Source organism: Acinetobacter sp. V116_7, assembly GCF_056735735.1.
In genome coordinates this window covers 13,072-34,405 of the sequence record NZ_JBWZIF010000020.1, presented here as the reverse complement: position 1 = coordinate 34,405, position 21,334 = coordinate 13,072, and the positions used below count along the sequence as shown (strand labels likewise).

Genomic DNA, 21,334 nt, shown 5'->3' with positions numbered 1-21,334 from the left:
TTGGAAATAGAAATGTTAGACCTACAGCATAAAATCAAAGAAGCGGGCCTAAAAGTCACTCATCCAAGACTTGCTGTTTTGTCTTTAATTCAGCAGCAAGCAGAAGATCTGACTGTTAAACAGATTTACCAAAAGTTATATACCCCAAAACAGAAATTAAGTTTAGCCACAGTTTATCGGGTAGTGAACGACTTAGTCGGAGCGGGTTTAATTTCAAATCGTCAGCCACAACGGGATGAAGCTAAATTTAATTTGCCAACAGTCGAGAATGATCAATTATTGCAAATTCGCTGTACAGATTTAACGGTCGCTAAACAAGACGAATTTTTAGCGTCTTTACAGTCAGTGTTTACAGCGTTTCAAGTCGACCTTAAACAGGTTGAAATTATTCAAAGTCATTAATTTAAAATAGAGAATTTATATATGAAACAACATCAATATCATGTCACTGTACAACATCTAAAAAACGCGAAAGGAGAAGCCTCTACCTATACTGAACGTCTTGAGTTCTATGCGGGAAATCATGACGATATTTTTGAAATTGTCGAGCGCTTAAAAAAAGCAGATTTTTTTGACGATGAAACTACAAAATCTTTTGGTGTTGGCTTGAAGTTATTTAGTGAAGTTATGTTAGAAAATCGAGACCATCCACTATTTCAAGAGTTTTTTCCTCAATTTGGGCAATTTATGAAAAACTTAAAACAGCTCGTTAAAACTCAATCATCTTAAGCTGCTCAATGCAGCTTTATTATTTTCTATAATTAAAAAAAATTGATTGTCTCATTCATAACACCCTGTGTATTACTAAAAGACTATATTGAATAATGAGTGTATTGTTAAGATCATTAGAACAACTCATTGCAAAAGCATAGGTAAAAGAGAGTAATATCATGAGCAATAATAATGATTACGATATTTCTGATTCAAAGGATTGCGAGAAATTTGCCAATCAGTTTATTCAGGAATTTCCAATTCGCTCTGCTGAAATTGGACAGGGGACAGTCATTAAGCGGGCTTTACCTAGCCGACAAAAACGAATGATTGGAGCATGGTGTTTCTTAGATCATGCAGGCCCAGTCACCTTTCCTGCGGGTGATGGTTTAGATGTTGGTCCTCATCCTCATATTGGTTTGCAAACTTTCACTTGGATGATTGAAGGGACCATGATGCATACCGATAGCTTGGGTTCAAAACAACTTATTCGACCTAAGCAAGTGAACTTAATGACGGCGGGTCATGGCATTTCACATACAGAAGTTGCGCCTGATACAGAAACTCAAATGCACGCTGCGCAGCTTTGGATTGCTTTGCCAGATCAAAAGCGCAATATGGATCCGAAATTTGAACATTACCCAGAGCTACCTGTTGTTGAAAAAGACGGTCTAGAATTTACTGTTCTTGTAGGTGAATATTTGGCAACGACTTCTCCAGTAGTGGTTCATACGCCGTTAGTGGGTGTCGACTTAATTGCTACCGAAGATACTAAAACCCGTATTCCATTAAATCCTAATTATGAATATGGCTTTATGGCATTAGAAGGTGTTGCCCATGTAAATGGTCATGAGTTAACTGCTGACAACATGGTTGTTTTGGATACTGGACTGAGTGAAATTGAGATTGAAGTAAAAAAAGGCAATCGTATTCTTTTGATTGGTGGTGAACCGTTTGAAACGCCAATTTTACTCTGGTGGAATTTTGTTGCACGTACAATGGATGATTTAAAAGAAGCGCGCGAGCAATGGATTAACCATGATGCGCGTTTTGGTGAAATTCCAGATTATGTTGGTGCACGTTTAGAAGCCCCTGTTCTTCCAGATCAAATGAGAGCATCAAAATGACAGCAGTAATCGCAAGTAGTAAAGCAAAGCCTCTTGCTGAACAATGGAAGGGTGAAATCACCAGTGGACGTCATCAATATTTTTGTGATGAGCCTGAAAAACTTGAAGGGCAGGACCAAGGCCCAGCACCCTATGATTTACTCACCGGAAGTTTAGCCGCGTGTACGCTCATTACTTTAAGAATGTATGCGAAGCATAAGGGGTATGATTTTGGTGAATTCTCGGTTGAAATTGATTTTCATACCAATAGAGAGCATGAAGAACATATTGAACGTCGTATCGTTTTTAAAGACTTACCAGATGAAGAACTTCAGCAAAAAATCTTAACGGTATGTAGTAAAACGCCAGTGACTAAAACTTTGTTACGTAGTTTAGACATTCATACTGTGCTTGTTACAGTGTAAAAATGCTATTTTGTGGAGGTGGATGATTTTATATCCATTCCACAAATGGAATAAAACAGCATGTTCACATGCTGTTTTTTATGTAAAAAGAAAAATAAAAGCAGGCAATAACATGATTAGTGTACACCACCTGGAATGTTCGCGATCGTTTCGAATTTTATGGGCTTTAGAAGAATTAAGCTTAGATTATGATATTCATTATTATCAACGCTTACCTAACTATTCCGCTCCAGAAACATTGAAATGTATTCATCCTTTAGGTAAAGCTCCGATTTTGACTGATGATGAGCAAGTCATCGCAGAATCTGCTGTGATCTTGGAATATTTACAGCAGCGTTATGATCAGAAGCAGCAATTTAAACCTACACAGCCCCAAGATTTACAGCAGTATATTTATTGGATGCACTATGCTGAAGGTTCACTTATGCCACTATTAGTCATGACTTTAGTCATGAATAGTGTAAACAAGCATGTGCCATGGTTAATTCAACCAGTAGCAAAAAGAATCACGGAAGGCGTGAAGGCAAATTTTGTTCGCCCACGTATGAAAGATCATATTAGTTTTTTAGAAAACTATTTGGCAGAGCATGAATATTTCGCAGGCGATTTTTCATTTGCTGATATTCAAATGAGTTTCCCACTGGAAGCTTTGCAATCACGTTTGCAAGGGAAATACCCTAATATTCAGGCTTTCTTACATCGTATTCAGCAAAGACCCGCATTTCAGAAAGCGAAACAAAAGGGAATGGGTACTAATGAAAGGAATTGTGCTGATATTTAAAAGAAAAGGAACAATTATTTGTTCCTTTTTTATTTGCCGTTTACTTGCGTTTGATCACGATAGAATCAATGCCACTGTGTTGTAAGGTTTGTTGAGCGGCCAATGCAGCATCTTGGGAGTCATAAGGACCTGAAATAACGCGGTACCATATTTGTCCATTTTCACTACTTTTGACTACATCTGCAGATAAGCCATTCAAAATGATTTCTGCACGGCGAGCGTCGGCCTGATCGGGGTCATTATAGCTGCGAACCTGTAAAATATAGGTAGGTTGCTGAGGAGCGGTAGCTGATGGATTAGCTTCAATTCCTGCACTTTCTGAAGCTGCTGGTTGAGCTGCACTTGGTGCCTCAACAATCATGGCTGTACCTTGATTTTTGCTCTCAGGAATCGCTTGTTCCGGAATAGGTGTTACTTGTTGTTGAGGTAATAGATCGTAGAAACGATAGTCTTTATTGGTATCTTCTTCTTGATAGTGTTCAGAGGTAATCTGATTTTTTGCGGGAACAGGTTGCCAAGGTTTCCAAAGCATAAGCACTACAGCGATACATAAGACCGCTAAAATAGCGACAAGTGTCCCTAACCATTTAGGAATTAGGGGCTTTTTAGGCTTGTTAGGTCTTTCAGATACACCGCGTTGCGTTTTGCCAAACACGTGGATTATTCCTCTGTATTTTGATTGTTTTAATTCGAGTTTGAGTCTCGTATTACGATGCTGAAACAGTGGTTCGTATCAGCTATTTTAACTCTACAAACCACTGCTTACTATATATTGCATGACCTTTATTTACTGTCATGCAATATAATTTTTACATAGATTCTGGTGCAGATACACCAAGCAATTCTAAACCATTGCGCAACACTTGTTGTACATTGATTGAAAGTAATAAACGTGCTTGTGTAAGCTCGGCATCATCGCTTAATACTTTATGTTCATTGTACCAACCGTGGAACAAGGCAGCTAACTCTTTCAAATAGTTACCCAACTGATGTGGTTCATACGCATTTGCAGCTCGCAACACTGCATCTGGATAAGCTGCCAATTTAGAAAGAATTTCAGTTTCAGCATCAAGAGACAAGCGTGCCGCATGCGGGCGAGCAGTGTTTACATCGAATTGTAGGTTTGTGCTTGCTGCTTTTTCTAACATGCGGCAAATACGTGCATGTGCATATTGGATGTAATACACAGCATTGTCTTTACTTTGTGACACAGCAAGGTCAAGGTCAAAGTCGATGTGTTGTTCGCTCTTACGCATTACGTAGTAGAAACGAGCCGCGTCATTGCCCACTTCTTTACGCAAGTCACGTAAAGTCACGAACTGACCTGAACGAGATGACATTTGAACCATCTCGCCACCACGCCATAGACTTACGAACTGAACTAAAAGTACAGTTAATTTTTTAGAGTCGTAACCCATCGCATCAATTGCCGCTTTTACGCGAGAAATATAACCGTGGTGGTCAGAACCCCAAATGTCGATTAGGTCCGTATAACCACGTTGTAATTTATTCAAGTGATATGCAATGTCTGATGCAAAGTATGTAGTTTGGCCATTACGACGTTTAACAACACGGTCTTTTTCATCACCAAATTCAGTTGATTTAAACCAGATGTTGCCATCTTTTTCATAAAGGAAGCCACGTTGATCAAGTGTTTCTAACGCTTCATCAATTTTTGCACTAAGAGACGCTTCGCTAAACCATTGATTGAAAGTTACACCGAAGTCAGCAAGGTCATCTTTAATGTCATCTAAAATGGCATGAAGAGCAGCTTGATGGAATACACGGTAGCCTTCACCTAACAACTGTTGTGAGTTGGCAATAAGACCATCAATATGTTTTTCTTTGTCGCCAGATAAAACGACTTTATTGCCGTCGCTATCTAGTTCTTCTGCATATTGTACGTCTTCTGGCACATCTTTGTAGACATCAGCCACTTCACGAAGGTAGGCATCGCCATCTTTATCAATAATAGTCTGTGCGATTTCTTTAACGTAATCGCCTTGATAAGCATTTTTTGGAAATACAAGGTTTTGACCAAGTAATTCTAAATAACGTAAATAAGTAGAAGTCGCCAAAATATCCATTTGACGGCCAGCATCATTCACATAATATTCACGATCAACTTTAGCACCTGTTGCTTCAAGTAACGTGGCAACAGTCATACCATATGCAGCACCACGGCCATGTCCTACATGTAGACTAGACGTTGGGTTTGCAGAAACAAATTCAACTTGGATCTTTTTCGCCGCATTCGCTTGGCTGCGACCAAAGATTTCTTTTTGTGCTTGAATCTGATCAAGAATAGCAAAGCGCTGGTCTGCATTTAAAAAGAAGTTAATAAAACCAGGTCCTGCGATTTCAGCTTTGCTGATATCTGCAACTTCTGGTAATGCAGTTAGAACTTTCTCAGCTAAATCACGTGGTTTCATACCAGCAGCTTTCGAGCCGATCATGGCAATATTACAAGCAAAGTCGCCATGGCTTCGGTCTTTGGTGCGTGTTAAGTTGCTTGTGTTTTTCCAGTCGGAAGGAAGCACCCCTTCTTGTTGAAGAGTTTGCACTGCATGGTCGAGAGCTGCTTGTATTGCCGTATTCATATCAATCGAAAATAGATGTCGCAGAAAAACGTCAAATATAGCAAATTTCCTAGGAGTTAGGGGAGTGGATTTAATATTCGAGTAATTCTTTTTGTGAAACTTACCGAGTATTATTTTTTAAATGAATATTGCAGGGTGGACTGTCTCATTATTCTGAAAACAAATAAATACAAGCCTTCTGTGATTTTCTAATCAGTAAATGACACTAAAAACCTACTATTATTTCTTGGGGAAATATATGGTAGTATTAAAATATATGGTTTAGGCCGCTAAAATTAAAATAATAAAAGATTTTTTAAAAATATAAAATTATTAAGGTATTGATATTTATTGTTTAATTTTATACATGTTTTAACTAAATAGTCTTCAATTTTACCATCACAGTTTAAAATATCTATTTTGAACGAATTAGGCTTAAGCTTATACGCACAAAGAGTTTTAGAGACCATACAAAAACGTGTTTTTCTCTACTCTAAGCTGGAAAATGAGATAGGCAATGATATCAGGACACCCAAGTAAACACCCCCTTTATATCCCATATGCAGGTTTTACACTTTTAGAGTTACCACTTTTAAATAAAGGTTCTGCTTTCACTGAAGAAGAAAGAAGTAACTTTAACTTACACGGTTTACTCCCCCATATTATTGAAACTATTGAAGAGCAGAGCCAGCGCTCTTATCAACAATATTGCGCTTTCACTGATGATATCAATCGACATATCTATCTGCGTAATATCCAAGATACCAATGAAACTTTGTTCTATCACCTAATCGAAAATCATCTTGAAGAAATGATGCCGATTATTTACACCCCAACAGTAGGTGAGGCATGTCAGCGTTTCTCTGATATCTATCGTCGTCATCGTGGTGTTTTTATTTCATATCCAGATCGTGATGTGATTGATGATATTTTGCAGAACGTAAATAAAAATAATGTAAAAGTCATCGTGATTACTGATGGTGAACGTATCTTAGGTCTTGGTGACCAAGGTATTGGCGGAATGGGGATTCCTATTGGAAAACTTTCGCTTTACACCGCTTGTGGTGGGATTAGTCCAGCTTATACATTACCAATCACAATTGATGTAGGGACGAACAATCCACAACTGTTAAATGATCCGATCTATATGGGTTGGCGTCAGCCGCGTATTAGCGGCGATGAATATTACGCATTTGTAGATATGGTGATTGATGCTGTGAAGCGTCGTTGGCCAAAAGCATTAATTCAGTTTGAAGATTTTGCACAAAAAAATGCGATGCCACTTTTAGAAAAATATCGCGATAAAATTTGCTGTTTTAACGATGATATTCAAGGAACAGCAGCAGTATCTGTTGGTAGTTTAATTGCTGCGAGTCGTGCAGCTGGCAAGCAATTAAAAGATCAGAAAATTGCTTTCTTAGGTGCAGGTTCGGCGGGTTGTGGTATCGCGGAGCAAATTGTTGCTCAAATGGTTGCTGAAGGGCTAACCGATGCAGAAGCGCGTGCTCGCGTTTATATGGTAGACCGTTTTGGTTTGATCACTGAGAATCAACCAAACTTGCTCGACTTCCAACGTAAGTTGGCACAAAAAGCTGAGGTGGTTGATCAGTGGGGCAATATTGAAGAAGTGATTTCACTACTTGATGTTGTTAAAAATGCGAAGCCTACAGTGTTAATTGGTGTTTCTGGTCAGCCTGGTTTGTTCACCGAAGAAATCATTAAGACCCTGGCGGCAAACTGTGAACGCCCAATAGTCATGCCATTGTCAAACCCAACTTCACGTGTTGAAGCTGTACCTGCTGATATTGTGGAGTGGACTGAAGGCAAAGCATTAATTGCAACAGGTAGTCCGTTTGCTCCTGTGAATCATCACGGTAAACTTTATAATATTTCTCAGTGTAATAACTCATACATTTTCCCAGGCATTGGCTTAGGTGTGGTGGCATCGGGTGCTAAACGCGTTACTGAAAATATGTTAATGGCCTCAAGTAGTGCTTTAGCAAATTGTTCTCCATTGCTTAAAGATCCACAAGCTGATTTATTGCCGCCGTTGGGTGAAATTCAACAAGTGTCTAGAGTTATTGCATTTGAAGTTGCGAAAGCTGCAATGGCGGATGGTGTAGCTGTAACGATTAGTGATGATTTGTTGAAACAGAAAATTGATCAATCATTCTGGAAACCTGAATACCGCAAATATAAGCGTATTCCTTTCTAAGAATTAGAATATAAAAAGAGGAGCTTTATGCTCCTCTTTTTATTTTTAGTCTTCTAGAATTTCTTCAAGCAACTCTTCACTTGGTGCAAAATAATAAGCGCCATCAAGTGGGGTAACGAAGTGCAATAAACGGTCATGAATACCATCTCCACTTGTGCCGAACATACGCTTTAACATGGCATCAATAATGGCGAGGTCTTTTGTGTAAGCAATGAAAAATAAGCCCTGATCGCCTCGACCATCGCCATAAGGTAGGCTATGGCGCAAGATTTCCATTTCTTCGCCTTCATCATCTTCAACAACAGTGCGGGCAACATGAGCATTTTCTGGTTTAACGTCATCATCTAATTCAATAGATTCAAGTTTGGTGCGGCCCATAACATTTTCTTGCGCATCAACTTTCAATTTTTTCCATTTTTCTAAGTCGTGTGCATAGCGCTGCGCGAAAATGAAACTACCATCGGCAAATACTCCAGCCTCTTCGGGTAGAAGAGCTGTTTCTGCACGGTCATCTGGGAACTGAGGGTTTTCAGTACCGTCTATAAAACCTGTAATATCTCGACCATCGAAATAACGGAAGCAAACACGCTCATCTAGAACTTCGACTTTATCTTTAATACCTTCAAAAAATGCTTGGCTTAATGCAAAACAAATATCAGAGCGCATGCTGGCAATATGAATGAGTACATCTGCTGGCACAGCTGGCATGTTGAATGCACCTTGTTCTGGCTCAAGCTGTTTAAATCCTACAGGAATTTGCGAATAGAGCTGTTTCCATAGTTCCGGACCAAAAGCGACTGCTGTTTTAATTTGAGCATCAGAATGCTGAGTAATTAGACGGTCTCGTGCTTCAAATAAAGCTCCAATTTGTTTTTTTAATTCATCAATTGATAAGTCTTTTAAACGAAGAACAATGAAGCGAGCATGATCTGATGGCAATGGCAAAATGACAGATTGAGCAGTCATTGGAAGGTATCTCCTCAATTATAATTTAGTATGAGCTTTAATTATTGTGCCTGATGCGAAGAGCCGTTAGTAGTCTATTTCTTGATTTTATTGTTTGAATTCTGACTAAGATAGCTTTATAAAACAGTATAATTCCACTTTTATAGTCTATTTTTTGCTATGTCTCTGCAAGTTTGGTTCGCTTATATGTTGGCCTGTTGGGTCATTAGTATCTCACCGGGTGCAGGAGCAATTGCTTCAATGTCGAGTGGTCTAAACTATGGTTTTAGGCATGGCTATTGGAATGCGATTGGTTTGCAAATCGCTTTGTTACTTCAAATTATGGTGGTGGCAGCAGGTGTAGGGGTTTTATTTGCAACGACACCTTTGGCTTTTCAGTTTGTTAAATGGTTTGGTGTGATTTATTTGTTATACCTTGCTTATTTACAGTGGACAGCACCTATAAAAGATATAGAAATCCAACAAGAAAAAAGAGATAAATCTGTATTTGCACTATTGCTAAATGGCTTTGTGGTCAATATTAGTAATCCCAAAGCGATTGTATTTCTATTGGCTGTCTTACCCCAGTTTCTAGATTTGGGTAAGCCTCAGTGGATACAGTACCTGATTATGGCTGTAACAATGATTACGATTGATTTGATTGTAATGGCTGGATATACAGGGTTAGCATCAAAGGTTCTAAGATTACTTCGCTCCCCTAAACAGCAAAAATATTTGAATCGAGGTTTTGCTGTGATGTTTAGTTGTGCGGCTTTATTATTGAGTACAGTTCATCAGGCGTCCTAATTTAGGTCGCCTGTGTCTGATTTTTTAGCTTTTGAGTTATAAAAATAACAGCGAAAGTTAAAGCCATGCATAAAACAATACTTAAGCCTGTAGAGATGTTGAGTGCTGCGCTTGACCATAATCCCACACTCACCCCAAGCTGAGCTAACACAAATGCCCAAACGACCATTTGCTTTGGTGAGTTTGCTAGTAGGCGAGCGCTTAATGCAGGTATTACGAGTAATGCACCCATAAGCAAAGAACCTACCGCACGTAAGGCTAATACAGTAAATAAAGCCAATAACAGCATGAAAATAAGGCGTTGCCAGTTCGCATTTACCCCTTCACTAATTGCAATGTCTGGATCAATTGCAAATTGTATTTGTGGCTGCCAAAAGCGGTAAAGAATTGCGAGTGATAGCGCAATGATTAAAGTGAAAACAGGTAAGTCGGGCCAATCAATGCTGAGCAAGTCACCAAATAAATAACTTAAAAGCTCTGGTCTTAAACTTGGAACATGTTGAATAAACAGAAGGCCACTACAAAGTAATGTCGCTGAACATAAGGCTAAGAGCGCATCATTGGGTAAACGATTGTCATGTAGGGCCCATAAAATTGCGACCAGTAAAACCGCAGTGCCTGCAACACCCAGCCAAAGAGGAAGGCTTAAAGCACCTGCAATCGCAACCCCAAGTAGTGTTCCGTGTGCCATAGTGTCAGCAAAAAAAGACATGCGTCTCCAAAGCATTAGACAACCCAGAGGGGCAGTTAAAAACACCAGCAAGGTTCCCATAATCCATGCGGGCAACAATAATTGTAACCATTCCATCATGGCTTAAGCTTCCGGTTCTGGGTGGATGTGAGGACGGTCATTATGAGGGCAGGGGTGTGCTGCATCACCGTGAGCGCAATGATCATGATGATGTTGATAGAAAACCCGTTGAGTTCCAAAGATAGCCTGATATTCAGGATGTTGTTGAATATTCTCGGGTAACCCACTACAGCAAATATGTTTATTCAAACAAACTACGCGGTGTGTTCCTTCCATCACCCATTGTAAGTCATGAGAAACAATTAAGATTGCACAACCATATCGTTCTGGCAGACTACGGACATATTCATAAAGTTCAGCTTCTGACTGAATGTCTAAACCTTGCATCGGTTCGTCAAGAACTAAAATATCTGGCTGACGAAGTAGTGCGCGCGCTAGTAATACGCGTTGGCGCTCACCCCCGGAAAGTTGTTGTACTTTTGATTGTTGTAACTTGGAGATACCAGTGTCTTGAGTAATTTCCTGACGAAGGGCAGGGCTACACTTTTCTAAATCAAGTAAATCTTGCACACGTAAAGGTAGACTATGTGAAGGATTAAATTTTTGTGGCACATACGCCATTTTTAGTTTTTTATAATTAACAATACGTCCGCTACTCGGTTGGAGAATACCAAGTAGAACTTTAATCAGTGTTGATTTGCCAGCACCATTTGGTCCAATTAAAGACACAATTTCATTTTGATGTAGAGCAAAATCAACTTTTTTTAAAATTTCCCGATGATCACGATGAACAGAAACCTGCTCAAGCTGAATTAATACAGGATTTAACGAGTTGTGCGGCACTGTTGGCATTTCCCCGAAATTTCAATAATGCTGTGTTGAGCCACGAACTCATCTGACGCTGCAAGTTGGTCAAGCTGGTGAGTTAAACCTTGAGAAGAGGCTTCTTTAACCATGTGACATTCGGTACAGATTAGGAATGCTGCTTGATGGCCTTCGCGAGGGTGGCAACAGGGAATATAGGCATTAATAGAAGTTAGGCGATGGATCAAACCTTTTTCTAATAAAAAATCTAAAGTTCTATATACAGTTGGAGGAGCAGCTGGACGATCAGTTTGACTTTTTATACGTGCGAGTAAGTCATAGGCGCCCATTGGACCCGAAGCATTTAAAATGAGTTCCAAAACTTCTTTGCGCAAAGGCGTAAGTCGTGCGCCAGTCGCAGAACATAAATTTTCTGCTTCAGCTAAACGGTTTGCGACATTATGGTGATCATGCACACCATGCAAAGAATCATGATGTTCATGCGAGCAGGAACTCATAGAAATAACCTCGAATTTTTAACGGAATATTAGCATGAAGCGATGCTTCATTCGATTAATCTTAGGTATTTTTGTAACTTTGTTATATTATAACATGCTTCGAGCTAATTTAAATTGATGGTCTGTCATGTTCCGTTTTTTTGTTTTCAGTATGTTCTCTCTTTTGAGTACGTTAGGGTGGAGTCAGGGTTTGGTGGTTTCTACACACCCGATTTATCTGATTGCAAAAGAAGTCACTCAAGGTATTGAGGAACCACAACTCTTATTAAAGGGACAAACTGGGCATGACGTACAATTAACCCCAGCGCACCGTAAAGCAATTAATGATGCATCTTTGGTAATTTGGTTGGGTAAGGCTCATGAAGCACCTCTAAATAAATTGTTAGGTAATAATAAGAAAGCGATTGCCTTATTAGATAGTGGTATAGTTTCTGTTTTACCCCTGCGTAGTACCCGCGGTGCGGCTTTACCTAATACAGTAGATACCCATGTGTGGTTAGAACCAAACAACGCGGTTCGAATCGGTTTCTTCATTGCGGCTTTACGTTCCCAGCAGCATCCTGAAAATAAGGCTAAATATTGGAATAATGCCAATATCTTTGCTCGCAAAATGTTTCAGGCAGCACAAGCTTATGACAGTACAAGTAATGGTAAGCCGTATTGGTCGTATCATGATGCCTATCAATATTTAGAACGCTCTTTAAATTTAAAGTTCGCAGGCGCTTTAACAGATGATCCTCATGTTGCACCAACAGCAGCTCAAATTAAGTATCTTAATGATAATCGACCAAAAGATCAGATGTGTTTGTTAGCGGAAAGTTTTACCACTAAAAGTCAGTATCAAAAATTAGGTAACATTACTTTTCAACCCGTAGACGAGAGCATGAATAACGAGGATGATTTCGTCACTGCATGGAAGAAACTGGCTATAAAAACAGATAAATGTGTATTAAGTACGCAAAAGTAAGATAAAAAATAAACAAAGGCTGACTGTAGCGTCAGCACCACCTGTCATGAAAAACCCCGACTAAAGTCGGGAAAAGATTGCATGTTCAGGGGTGTAACTCTATAATGCCTGCGATTAAAAGCGATCATCAGCTAAACTTGTCAAGCATTTATGCTGTGAGTGGATAAATAATGAGCCAAACTAGTCGCTTGATTGACCGACGATTAGCAAAAGCTTTGGTCTTCTTACAAGCATGTATGATCCCTGTTTCCGCCCTAGTGGCGTGGAGCATAAAAGACATGACAGCAGCATTAAGTGCGGCACTTGGTGCACTGGTTTGCTGGCTTGCTATGAGTTATTTCTCGTGGCAATCCTTCAGGACAGCAGGTGCGAGAGCATCAAAACAAGTGCTGTCTAACATGTATAGGGGCATGTTAGGCAAATTTGCAATCATGATCGTTGGATTTATTTTGATTTTGAGCAATGTTAAACCTTTATCACCGTTAGCATTGCTGTTTGGTTTTATTCTCGTTCAGGCAATGTCGTGGGTCGCTCCGTTTTGGGTGTCACGTCAACAAAAACGGGTGTAGAAACAAGAAGAATTGAAGATTTTTTGGAGGGCAGCGAGATATCGACAGTGCGCCGATGTTCGTTTCCCTTCTTTTTAGTAATTGACATTGACCAGGTGTGATTTATGGCTGCTGAAGAACATGCCCTCACTTCGACAGAGTATATCAAGCATCACTTGACCAATATGACCTATGGCAAAATGCCAGATGGTACATGGAAATTGGCTGAGACTGCTGAAGAAGCTCATTCGATGGGGTTCACTGCAATTCACTTGGATTCAATGGGTTGGTCAATTGGCCTTGGTGTTATTTTCTGTTTGATGTTCTGGATCGTTGCGAAAGCTGCTAATGCAGGTGTTCCAACTAAATTCCAGTCTGCAATTGAAATGATCATCGAGTTTGTTGACTCAAGTGTCCGTGATACTTTTCATGGCAAATCACGTTTAATCGCTCCGCTTGCACTCACTATTTTCGTGTGGATTTTCCTCATGAACTTAATGGACTTGATCCCAGTTGACTGGATTCCTCAAGTTGCAGCGTTTGTAGGTGCAAACGTATTTGGTATGGACCCTCACCACGTTTACTTCAAGATCGTTCCATCTACAGATCCAAACATTACTTTAGGTATGTCTTTATCTGTATTTGTACTTATCTTGTTCTACAGCATCCGCGAAAAGGGTGTTAGTGGTTTCGTTGGTGAATTGGCACTTAACCCATTTAACCCAAGTAATCCAGTTGCAAAAGCGTTGCTTATTCCAGTGAACTTGATTTTGGAATTGGTAACATTCCTTGCTCGTCCGATTTCATTAGCTCTCCGACTATTCGGTAACATGTATGCCGGTGAGTTGATCTTTATCCTAATTGCTTTATTGCCGTTCTGGATTCAATGGGCGTTGTCTGTGCCTTGGGCGATCTTCCACATTCTTGTAATCACGTTGCAGGCATTCATCTTTATGATGCTTACCATCGTTTACTTGAGCATGGCAAGCGAAAAACATTAATGGTATTGCCTAACTATCAAACGATGGTTGGGCTGAATTTTTTTAATTTAATTTGGTAATAACCTAACCTCTGAGGAATTTTTCATGGAACTCACTTTAGGTCTAGTTGCAATTGCATCTGCTATCTTGATCGCTTTCGGTGCTTTAGGTACTGCGATTGGTTTTGGTCTTTTGGGTGGTCGCTTTTTAGAAGCTGTTGCTCGTCAACCAGAATTGGCTCCACAACTTCAAACTCGTATGTTCTTAATCGCGGGTCTTCTTGATGCTGTGCCTATGATCGGTGTTGGTATTGGCTTGTTCTTCATCTTCGCTAATCCATTTGTAGGTTAATCATCTTAATTCCTAAATCCACTATTTGAGGAATTGCAATGAATATCAACCTCACATTGATTGGTCAAGCGATTGCGTTTGCATTCTTTGTTGCATTCTGCATGAAGTTTGTTTGGCCACCACTAATCAATGCGATTAGTGAGCGTCAGCGTAAAATTGCTGATGGCTTAAATGCAGCAGAAAAAGCGAAAGCTGATCTTGCCGATGCACAATCGCAAGTAAAGCAAGAGCTTGATGCAGCTAAAGCACAAGCGGCTCAATTGATCGAACAAGCGAACCGTCGTGCAGCACAATTGATCGAAGAAGCTCGTACTCAAGCTGCGGCTGAAGGTGAGCGTATTCGTCAACAGGCTAAAGAAGCTGTTGATCAAGATATCAATTCTGCTCGCGAAGAATTACGTCAACAAGTAGCTGCTTTGGCAGTAACTGGCGCAGAAAAAATCCTGAACCAGCAAGTTGACGCAGAAGCTCATAATGCCATGCTGTCTCAGCTGGCTGCTAAACTTTAAGAGAGGCGAATCATGGCTGAACTCTTGACGTTGGCACGTCCGTATGCCAAAGCAGCATTTGCTTATGCTTCTGAGCAAGGTGCAACAGACAATTGGTCGAATGCGTTACAAGTGCTCAGTGCTGCGGTGCAAGACGAAGCATTTTCCGCTTATTTAAATCGCCCTGAACTTACTCCTGTGGAGCAAGTGAAGCTTTTTGCTAAAGTTTTAGGTGAAGGTCAATCTCAAGCAGTGTCTAACTTTTTGACACTTCTTGCAGATAACGATCGTTTAATGTTGTTACCTGAAATTGAAGCAGAATATGAACAGCTTAAATCACAGAATAACAACAATGTGGATGTCGTGATTGAATCGGCTTTCCCATTAACTGCTGAACAAGAGCAATTGTTGAAATCTGCTTTAGAAAAGCGTTTCAACAGTACTGTAACTGTTTCAGTTGAAGTTAAACCTGAGCTTATTGCGGGTGTTGTAATTCGTGCAGGCGATCAAGTGATAGATGATTCTGCGCTTAACAAGCTTGAAAAAATGCGTACTCGTCTTCTTGCATAATGCAAATGATGAAGACTGAACTAATAAAAGATTGAGGAATAGCGCAATGCAACAACTGAATCCATCCGAGATCAGTGCGCTCATTAAACAGCGTATCAGCGATCTGGACACCAGCGCGACCGCTAAAAACGAAGGTACCATTGTTATGGTATCCGACGGTATCGTGCGCATTCACGGTCTTGCTGATGCAATGTACGGTGAAATGATCGAATTTGACGGCGGCTTATTTGGTATGGCACTGAACCTAGAACAGGATTCAGTGGGTGCCGTTGTCTTAGGTAACTACTTAAGCCTTCAAGAAGGTCAAAAAGCTCGTTGTACAGGTCGTGTACTTGAAGTTCCAGTTGGTCCGGAACTTCTTGGCCGTGTTGTCGACGCTTTGGGTAACCCAATTGATGGTAAAGGCCCAATTGATGCAAAATTAACTGATGCTGTTGAAAAAGTAGCACCAGGCGTAATTTGGCGTCAATCTGTAGACGAACCTGTTCAAACTGGTTACAAATCAGTTGATACCATGATTCCTGTGGGTCGTGGTCAGCGTGAGTTGATTATTGGTGACCGTCAAACTGGTAAAACAGCAATGGCGATCGATGCGATTATCGCTCAGAAAAATTCTGGCATTAAATGTGTATACGTTGCGATTGGTCAAAAACAATCAACAATTGCAAACGTTGTACGTAAGCTAGAAGAAACTGGCGCTATGGCGTATACAACTGTTGTCGCTGCTGCGGCTGCTGATCCTGCTGCAATGCAGTACTTAGCTCCGTACTCTGGCTGTACAATGGGTGAATACTTCCGTGACCGCGGTGAAGACGCTCTTATTATTTATGATGATTTGTCTAAGCAAGCAGTTGCTTACCGTCAAATTTCATTACTTTTACGTCGTCCACCAGGTCGTGAAGCGTATCCGGGTGACGTATTCTATCTTCACTCACGTCTTCTTGAACGTGCTTCTCGTGTATCTGCTGACTACGTTGAGAAATTCACTAATGGCGCAGTAACTGGTAAAACTGGTTCTTTAACTGCATTGCCAATTATTGAAACTCAAGCAGGTGACGTATCTGCATTCGTACCAACGAACGTAATTTCGATTACTGACGGTCAGATCTTCTTAGAAACATCATTATTCAACGCAGGTATTCGTCCTGCTGTGAACGCGGGTATCTCTGTATCTCGTGTTGGTGGTTCTGCTCAAACTAAGATCATCAAAAAATTGTCTGGTGGTATCCGTACTGCTTTAGCACAATACCGTGAATTGGCTGCGTTTGCTCAGTTCGCTTCTGACCTTGATGAAGCAACTCGTAAGCAACTTGAACATGGTCAACGTGTAACTGAGTTAATGAAGCAAAAGCAATATGCTCCTTACTCAATTGCTGACCAAGCTGTTTCTGTTTATGCATCTAACGAAGGCTATATGGCTGACGTAGAAGTTAAGAAAATCGTAGACTTTGATGCTGCGTTAATTTCTTACTTCCGCGCAGAATATGCTCCGTTGATGAAACAAATCGATGAAACTGGTGATTACAACAAAGACATCGAAGCAGCAATCAAAGCAGGTATTGAAAGCTTTAAAGCGACTCAAACTTACTAAGTTCAGTTTTAGTTAAGTTTGGTTCACGGATCAACCTTCGGAAGCTCGAAAGAGCTTTCGAATACTAGGTTAAGCGTATGGCAAATTTAAAAGAAATTCGCGCCAAAGTAGCTAGTATCAAGAGCACGCAAAAGATTACTCGCGCGATGCAAATGGTAGCTGCTTCTAAAATGCGTCGTGCGCAAGAGCGCATGGCTCAGGGCCGTCCGTATGCCGATAATATGCGCCGTGTAATTGCTCACTTGGTCCAAGCAAACCCTGAATATAAACACCGTTATATGGTTGATCGCCCAGTTAAGCGCGTTGGCTATATCGTAGTGTCTTCAGATCGTGGTTTGGCAGGTGGCTTGAACATTAACTTGTTCAAGAAAGTTGTGCAGCATGTCAAAGCACAACAACAGCAGTCAATTGAAGTTGAATTTGCTTTAATTGGTCAAAAAGCGGTTTCGTTTTTTAAGAATTACGGCGGTAAAGTGCTTGGTGCAACTACCCAACTTGGCGATGCGCCGAGTTTGGAACAGTTAACTGGCTCAGTACAAGTTATGCTTGATGCATTTGATAAGGGCGAATTAGATCGTATCTACCTCGTATCAAATGGCTTCGTTAATGCAATGACTCAGCAGCCTAAAGTAGAACAACTTGTTCCTTTAGCACCAGCAGAAGAAGGCGATGATCTCAACCGTACTTATGGTTGGGACTATATCTACGAACCAGAAGCAGAAGAATTGTTAAATGGTTTGTTGGTTCGCTATATCGAGTCTATGGTTTATCAAGGTGTGATTGAAAACGTTGCATGTGAGCAGTCAGCTCGTATGGTCGCGATGAAAGCAGCGACAGACAACGCAGGACAACTGATTAAAGACCTACAACTCATTTACAACAAGCTGCGTCAAGCCGCGATTACTCAGGAAATTTCCGAGATCGTTGGCGGTGCCGCTGCCGTTTAACATTATTAAGTTTGAATTGAGGAGACAGCAATGAGTAGCGGTCGTATCATTCAGATCATCGGCGCGGTTATCGACGTCGAGTTTGAGCGCAATAGCGTTCCTAAGATCTATGACGCTCTCCAAGTTGACGGTACTGAAACTACATTAGAAGTTCAGCAACAGCTTGGCGATGGTGTTGTTCGTACCATCGCAATGGGTTCTACAGAAGGTCTTAAACGTGGCCTTAACGTAACCAGCACAAATGCACCGATTTCTGTTCCAGTGGGTCCAGCTACGCTTGGTCGTATCATGGACGTTTTGGGTCGCCCAATTGATGAAGCAGGTCCTGTTGCGACTGAAGAGCGTTTGCCAATTCACCGTGAAGCACCTTCTTATGCTGAACAAGCAGCTTCTACTGATCTTTTAGAAACTGGTATTAAAGTAATTGACTTACTTTGCCCGTTTGCAAAAGGTGGTAAAGTTGGTTTATTCGGTGGTGCGGGTGTTGGTAAAACCGTTAACATGATGGAGTTGATCAACAACATCGCGAAAGCTCACTCAGGTTTATCTGTGTTTGCTGGTGTTGGTGAGCGTACTCGTGAAGGTAACGACTTCTATCACGAAATGAAAGATTCTAACGTTCTTGACAAAGTAGCAATGGTCTACGGTCAGATGAACGAGCCACCAGGTAACCGTTTACGCGTAGCGTTAACTGGTTTGACTATGGCTGAATACTTCCGTGATCAAAAAGATGAAAATGGTAAAGGTCGTGACGTATTATTATTCGTCGACAACATCTACCGTTATACACTTGCAGGTACTGAAGTATCAGCATTGTTAGGTCGTATGCCATCTGCGGTAGGTTACCAACCTACACTTGCAGAAGAAATGGGTGTTCTTCAAGAGCGTATTACATCTACTAAATCTGGTTCGATCACATCGATCCAAGCAGTATATGTACCTGCCGATGACTTAACAGATCCATCGCCTGCAACTACATTTGCTCACTTAGATGCAACAGTAGTATTGAGCCGTGACATCGCATCTTCTGGTATCTATCCAGCGATCGATCCACTTGACTCAACTTCACGTCAGTTAGACCCATTAGTTGTTGGTCAAGAGCATTATGAAATTGCTCGTTCTGTACAGAACGTATTGCAACGTTATAAAGAGCTTAAAGACATTATCGCAATCTTGGGTATGGATGAGTTAGCTGAAGAAGATAAATTGGTTGTTTACCGTGCGCGTAAAATCCAACGTTTCTTCTCTCAACCATTCCACGTAGCTGAAGTGTTTACTGGTGCTCCTGGTAAATTAGTACCACTTAAAGAAACGATTCGTGGCTTTAAAGGTCTATTAGCTGGTGAATACGATCACATCCCAGAACAAGCGTTCTATATGGTTGGTGGTATTGACGAAGTGATTGCTAAAGCTGAGAAACTCTAATTTAAGGAGATCATCTCATGGCGACTATGCAATGTGATGTCGTAAGTGTTAAAGAGTCTATTTACTCTGGCGCAGTGACGATGTTAATCGCGAAAGGTGCTGGTGGTGAGCTTGGTATTTTGCCAGGACACGCTCCACTCGTAACCTTGCTTCAACCGGGCCCGATTCGTGTTCAGTTGGAAAATGGTACAGAAGAAATCGTCTATGTATCAGGCGGTGTTTTAGAAGTTCAACCTCATGTTGTAACGGTTCTTGCAGATACTGCAATCCGTGCAGACAATTTGGATGAAGCTGCAATTTTAGAAGCACGTAAAAATGCTGAACAATTGCTTGCGAACCAAAAGAGTGATTTGGACTCAGCTGCTGCTTTGGCATCTCTATCAGAGATCTCAGGCCAGCTTGAAACAATCCGTAAAATCAAAAACCGCGCTCAATAAGACGCGGTTCGAGATTGAAAAAGCCACCGTAAGGTGGCTTTTTTTATAAGTTAATTTTTTAAGATTCAGTTTTTGAGTCTGATTTTTCATCTCCAGCCATAATCATGGCGGCTAACTTAACCATATCCATTTGAATAGTATTTAGCTGTTTTTCAATTTGGTCAAAATTGATTTGATCTAATTTCCCATTTAATAACGGCATACTAAGAGCTTGTTGATTGGCATGTAATAAACTTTGGCGAATATTCTCAATTTCCTGACTTTTGACATCTAAGGTGAGAAGAGCTTGATTTAAACCTTGTAATTGCTGTTTTAAAGTTGAAACAGTTGTTTTTAATTCACTTTGATTCTTATCTTGAATTGCTTGTTCAACGTCAAGTTGAGTGTCTTTAAGCTGTTCAACATAATCTCCAGCTTTAAGCTGTAAATTAGCAGCATCTCGGACCATATAAAAAATATTGCCGCTTTTGAGTTCAGTTTTGCTAGGAGCAATATCTGATTCTTGTCGTTCAATAGCTTGATCCGATGCCTGTTCACTTATTTCAGTATTTTCTTGTTCAGTAGCATGATCTCGTGCTTGATCACACCCGAGTAAAAGCATGCCTGAGGCAAAAATTACAAAAGGAAGAAATGCACCCTGTAAAACTTTTTTCATAACTACAAACAACATCAAATAAAGCAAATAGGTACTATAGGCATAAAATATGGAGAAAGATTGTATTTTTGCAAACAAACAACACTTTGAGCAGATAATAAAAAAGAGCGTAGAAAACGCTCTTTTTCACGTTTTTAAAAACGTTATTTTGCTAACTCTGCTTCAACTGCTTTAACAATTTGTTCATCATCCGCAGTTAGGTTTGGAGCAAAACGAGCCACTACTTCGCCATTTTTATTAATTAAGAATTTTTCGAAGTTCCATAAAACTTCTGGAGCTGGATTAGTTGGAATACCTAAACCTTCTAAGCGTTCACGGAAAGGTCCTTCACCAGTACGTTCTGGTTGAGCTGATGTCAAAGTTGCATACAGTGGATGCTTGTCTTCACCTGCAACAGATACTTTAGAAAATAAAGGGAAGTGAACATCGTAATTTAATGAACAGAATTGTTGAATTTCTTCATCAGAACCTGGTTCTTGTTCCTTAAAGTTGTTTGCAGGGAAACCTAAAATTTCAAGACCTTGATCTTTCCTGGCTTGATAAAGCTTTTCTAAGCCTTCGTATTGTGGAGTTAAGCCACATTTAGAAGCAGTATTTACAATAAGTAAAACTTTCCCTTTGTATTGTTCGAGGTCAACCGTTTCGCCTGAAATGGCTTTTACTGGAATGTGATATACAGATTGTGTCATGAGTCTTTCCTAAAGATTGTAATTGATATCAAGTAACGCATTTG

At 40.4% G+C, this 21,334-nt stretch carries 25 protein-coding genes; 17 read left to right on the top strand and 8 right to left on the bottom strand.

All coding sequences use genetic code 11. The annotated features are described in order from the left end of the window. The first annotated feature begins 12 nt into the window (after positions 1-12). From AC1PJP_RS08665 to AC1PJP_RS08645, 5 genes are all read left to right on the top strand, one after another. The gene (locus tag AC1PJP_RS08665; RefSeq protein ID WP_479766819.1) at positions 13-402 is read left to right on the top strand and encodes a Fur family transcriptional regulator; all 390 of its coding nucleotides are present in this window, start codon (positions 13-15) and stop codon (positions 400-402) included. Positions 403-423: 21 nt separating this feature from the next. Further along, a complete protein-coding gene (locus AC1PJP_RS08660; protein WP_016144037.1) occupies positions 424-729 on the top strand; it encodes a DUF3861 domain-containing protein in 306 nt (101 codons plus the stop codon). Between the two features lie 161 nt (positions 730-890). Beyond that, positions 891-1,838: a pirin family protein gene (locus AC1PJP_RS08655; protein WP_049838240.1), complete on the top strand. Its 948-nt coding sequence runs from the start codon at positions 891-893 to the stop codon at positions 1,836-1,838. Further along, a complete protein-coding gene (locus AC1PJP_RS08650; RefSeq protein WP_005309135.1) occupies positions 1,835-2,242 on the top strand; it encodes an OsmC family protein in 408 nt (135 codons plus the stop codon). Before AC1PJP_RS08655 ends, AC1PJP_RS08650 begins: the two co-directional genes overlap by 4 nt. 112 nt (positions 2,243-2,354) lie before the next feature. Continuing rightward, positions 2,355-3,023, top strand: coding sequence for a glutathione S-transferase family protein (locus AC1PJP_RS08645; RefSeq protein WP_035332057.1), 669 nt, complete (start codon positions 2,355-2,357; stop codon positions 3,021-3,023). 40 nt (positions 3,024-3,063) lie between these two features. Here the strand turns inward: AC1PJP_RS08645 and AC1PJP_RS08640 are convergent, their stop codons facing one another. Next, a complete protein-coding gene (locus tag AC1PJP_RS08640) occupies positions 3,064-3,678 on the bottom strand; it encodes an SPOR domain-containing protein (protein ID WP_416663432.1) in 615 nt (204 codons plus the stop codon). A gap of 154 nt (positions 3,679-3,832) precedes the next feature. After that, a complete protein-coding gene (gene argS / locus AC1PJP_RS08635; protein WP_479766818.1) occupies positions 3,833-5,623 on the bottom strand; it encodes an arginine--tRNA ligase in 1,791 nt (596 codons plus the stop codon). Between the two features lie 496 nt (positions 5,624-6,119). Between argS and AC1PJP_RS08630 the strand changes: the two genes are divergently transcribed. Further along, on the top strand, positions 6,120-7,817 hold the full coding sequence (locus AC1PJP_RS08630; protein ID WP_013199187.1) for an NAD-dependent malic enzyme: 1,698 nt from the start codon (positions 6,120-6,122) through the stop codon (positions 7,815-7,817). Between the two features lie 45 nt (positions 7,818-7,862). Here AC1PJP_RS08630 and AC1PJP_RS08625 read toward each other — a convergent pair whose 3' ends face one another. Continuing rightward, the gene (locus tag AC1PJP_RS08625) at positions 7,863-8,783 is read right to left on the bottom strand and encodes a Dyp-type peroxidase (RefSeq protein WP_192455753.1); all 921 of its coding nucleotides are present in this window, start codon (positions 8,781-8,783) and stop codon (positions 7,863-7,865) included. Positions 8,784-8,942: 159 nt separating this feature from the next. Here AC1PJP_RS08625 and AC1PJP_RS08620 point away from each other — a divergent pair, with 159 nt between their 5' ends. Continuing rightward, entirely contained in the window at positions 8,943-9,569 is a 627-nt protein-coding gene (locus AC1PJP_RS08620) for a LysE family transporter (protein ID WP_023274342.1), read from the top strand. A gap of 1 nt (position 9,570) precedes the next feature. Here the strand turns inward: AC1PJP_RS08620 and znuB are convergent, their stop codons facing one another. From znuB to AC1PJP_RS08605, 3 genes are read right to left on the bottom strand one after another with little or no spacing between them, the layout of a single operon-like run. Continuing rightward, on the bottom strand, positions 9,571-10,380 hold the full coding sequence (gene znuB, locus AC1PJP_RS08615; RefSeq protein ID WP_476009753.1) for a zinc ABC transporter permease subunit ZnuB: 810 nt from the start codon (positions 10,378-10,380) through the stop codon (positions 9,571-9,573). Between the two features lie 3 nt (positions 10,381-10,383). Next, positions 10,384-11,172, bottom strand: coding sequence for a zinc ABC transporter ATP-binding protein ZnuC (znuC, locus tag AC1PJP_RS08610; RefSeq protein ID WP_479766817.1), 789 nt, complete (start codon positions 11,170-11,172; stop codon positions 10,384-10,386). Further along, positions 11,145-11,642 (bottom strand): transcriptional repressor, encoded by a 498-nt coding sequence (locus tag AC1PJP_RS08605; protein WP_005309148.1) that lies wholly within the window; start codon positions 11,640-11,642, stop codon positions 11,145-11,147. Before AC1PJP_RS08605 ends, znuC begins: the two co-directional genes overlap by 28 nt. 127 nt (positions 11,643-11,769) lie before the next feature. On the opposite strand from AC1PJP_RS08605, the gene AC1PJP_RS08600 reads away from it, so the two are divergent. The 10 genes from AC1PJP_RS08600 (at position 11,770) to AC1PJP_RS08555 (ending at position 19,946) form a co-directional block, all read left to right on the top strand. Beyond that, entirely contained in the window at positions 11,770-12,609 is an 840-nt protein-coding gene (locus AC1PJP_RS08600) for a metal ABC transporter solute-binding protein, Zn/Mn family (protein WP_174729102.1), read from the top strand. 170 nt (positions 12,610-12,779) lie between these two features. Then, entirely contained in the window at positions 12,780-13,178 is a 399-nt protein-coding gene (locus AC1PJP_RS08595) for an ATP synthase subunit I (protein WP_296527626.1), read from the top strand. A gap of 104 nt (positions 13,179-13,282) precedes the next feature. After that, complete coding sequence (atpB, locus tag AC1PJP_RS08590; RefSeq protein ID WP_004795298.1) at positions 13,283-14,158, top strand: F0F1 ATP synthase subunit A; 876 nt, start codon at positions 13,283-13,285, stop codon at positions 14,156-14,158. An 84-nt stretch (positions 14,159-14,242) separates the two neighbouring features. After that, the gene (gene atpE / locus AC1PJP_RS08585) at positions 14,243-14,488 is read left to right on the top strand and encodes a F0F1 ATP synthase subunit C (protein ID WP_000424060.1); all 246 of its coding nucleotides are present in this window, start codon (positions 14,243-14,245) and stop codon (positions 14,486-14,488) included. Between the two features lie 38 nt (positions 14,489-14,526). Continuing rightward, positions 14,527-14,997, top strand: a complete 471-nt coding sequence (locus AC1PJP_RS08580; RefSeq protein ID WP_004795296.1) for a F0F1 ATP synthase subunit B — start codon at positions 14,527-14,529, stop codon at positions 14,995-14,997. A gap of 12 nt (positions 14,998-15,009) precedes the next feature. Further along, on the top strand, positions 15,010-15,546 hold the full coding sequence (locus tag AC1PJP_RS08575) for a F0F1 ATP synthase subunit delta (RefSeq protein ID WP_004795294.1): 537 nt from the start codon (positions 15,010-15,012) through the stop codon (positions 15,544-15,546). A gap of 46 nt (positions 15,547-15,592) precedes the next feature. Continuing rightward, entirely contained in the window at positions 15,593-17,137 is a 1,545-nt protein-coding gene (gene atpA, locus AC1PJP_RS08570) for a F0F1 ATP synthase subunit alpha (RefSeq protein WP_004795293.1), read from the top strand. Positions 17,138-17,214: 77 nt separating this feature from the next. Continuing rightward, positions 17,215-18,084: a F0F1 ATP synthase subunit gamma gene (atpG, locus tag AC1PJP_RS08565; protein ID WP_002114131.1), complete on the top strand. Its 870-nt coding sequence runs from the start codon at positions 17,215-17,217 to the stop codon at positions 18,082-18,084. Positions 18,085-18,114: 30 nt separating this feature from the next. Beyond that, positions 18,115-19,509 carry a F0F1 ATP synthase subunit beta gene (gene atpD, locus AC1PJP_RS08560; RefSeq protein WP_004795290.1) on the top strand — a complete coding sequence of 465 codons (1,395 nt, stop codon included), beginning with the start codon at positions 18,115-18,117 and terminating at the stop codon, positions 19,507-19,509. Positions 19,510-19,526: 17 nt separating this feature from the next. After that, positions 19,527-19,946 (top strand): F0F1 ATP synthase subunit epsilon, encoded by a 420-nt coding sequence (locus AC1PJP_RS08555; protein ID WP_004795288.1) that lies wholly within the window; start codon positions 19,527-19,529, stop codon positions 19,944-19,946. A 58-nt stretch (positions 19,947-20,004) separates the two neighbouring features. Here the strand turns inward: AC1PJP_RS08555 and AC1PJP_RS08550 are convergent, their stop codons facing one another. Both AC1PJP_RS08550 and AC1PJP_RS08545 read right to left on the bottom strand, forming a co-directional pair. Next, positions 20,005-20,601, bottom strand: a complete 597-nt coding sequence (locus AC1PJP_RS08550; protein WP_479766816.1) for a hypothetical protein — start codon at positions 20,599-20,601, stop codon at positions 20,005-20,007. Between the two features lie 143 nt (positions 20,602-20,744). Beyond that, on the bottom strand, positions 20,745-21,290 hold the full coding sequence (locus tag AC1PJP_RS08545; protein WP_479766815.1) for a glutathione peroxidase: 546 nt from the start codon (positions 21,288-21,290) through the stop codon (positions 20,745-20,747). Between the last annotated feature and the right edge of the window lie 44 nt (positions 21,291-21,334).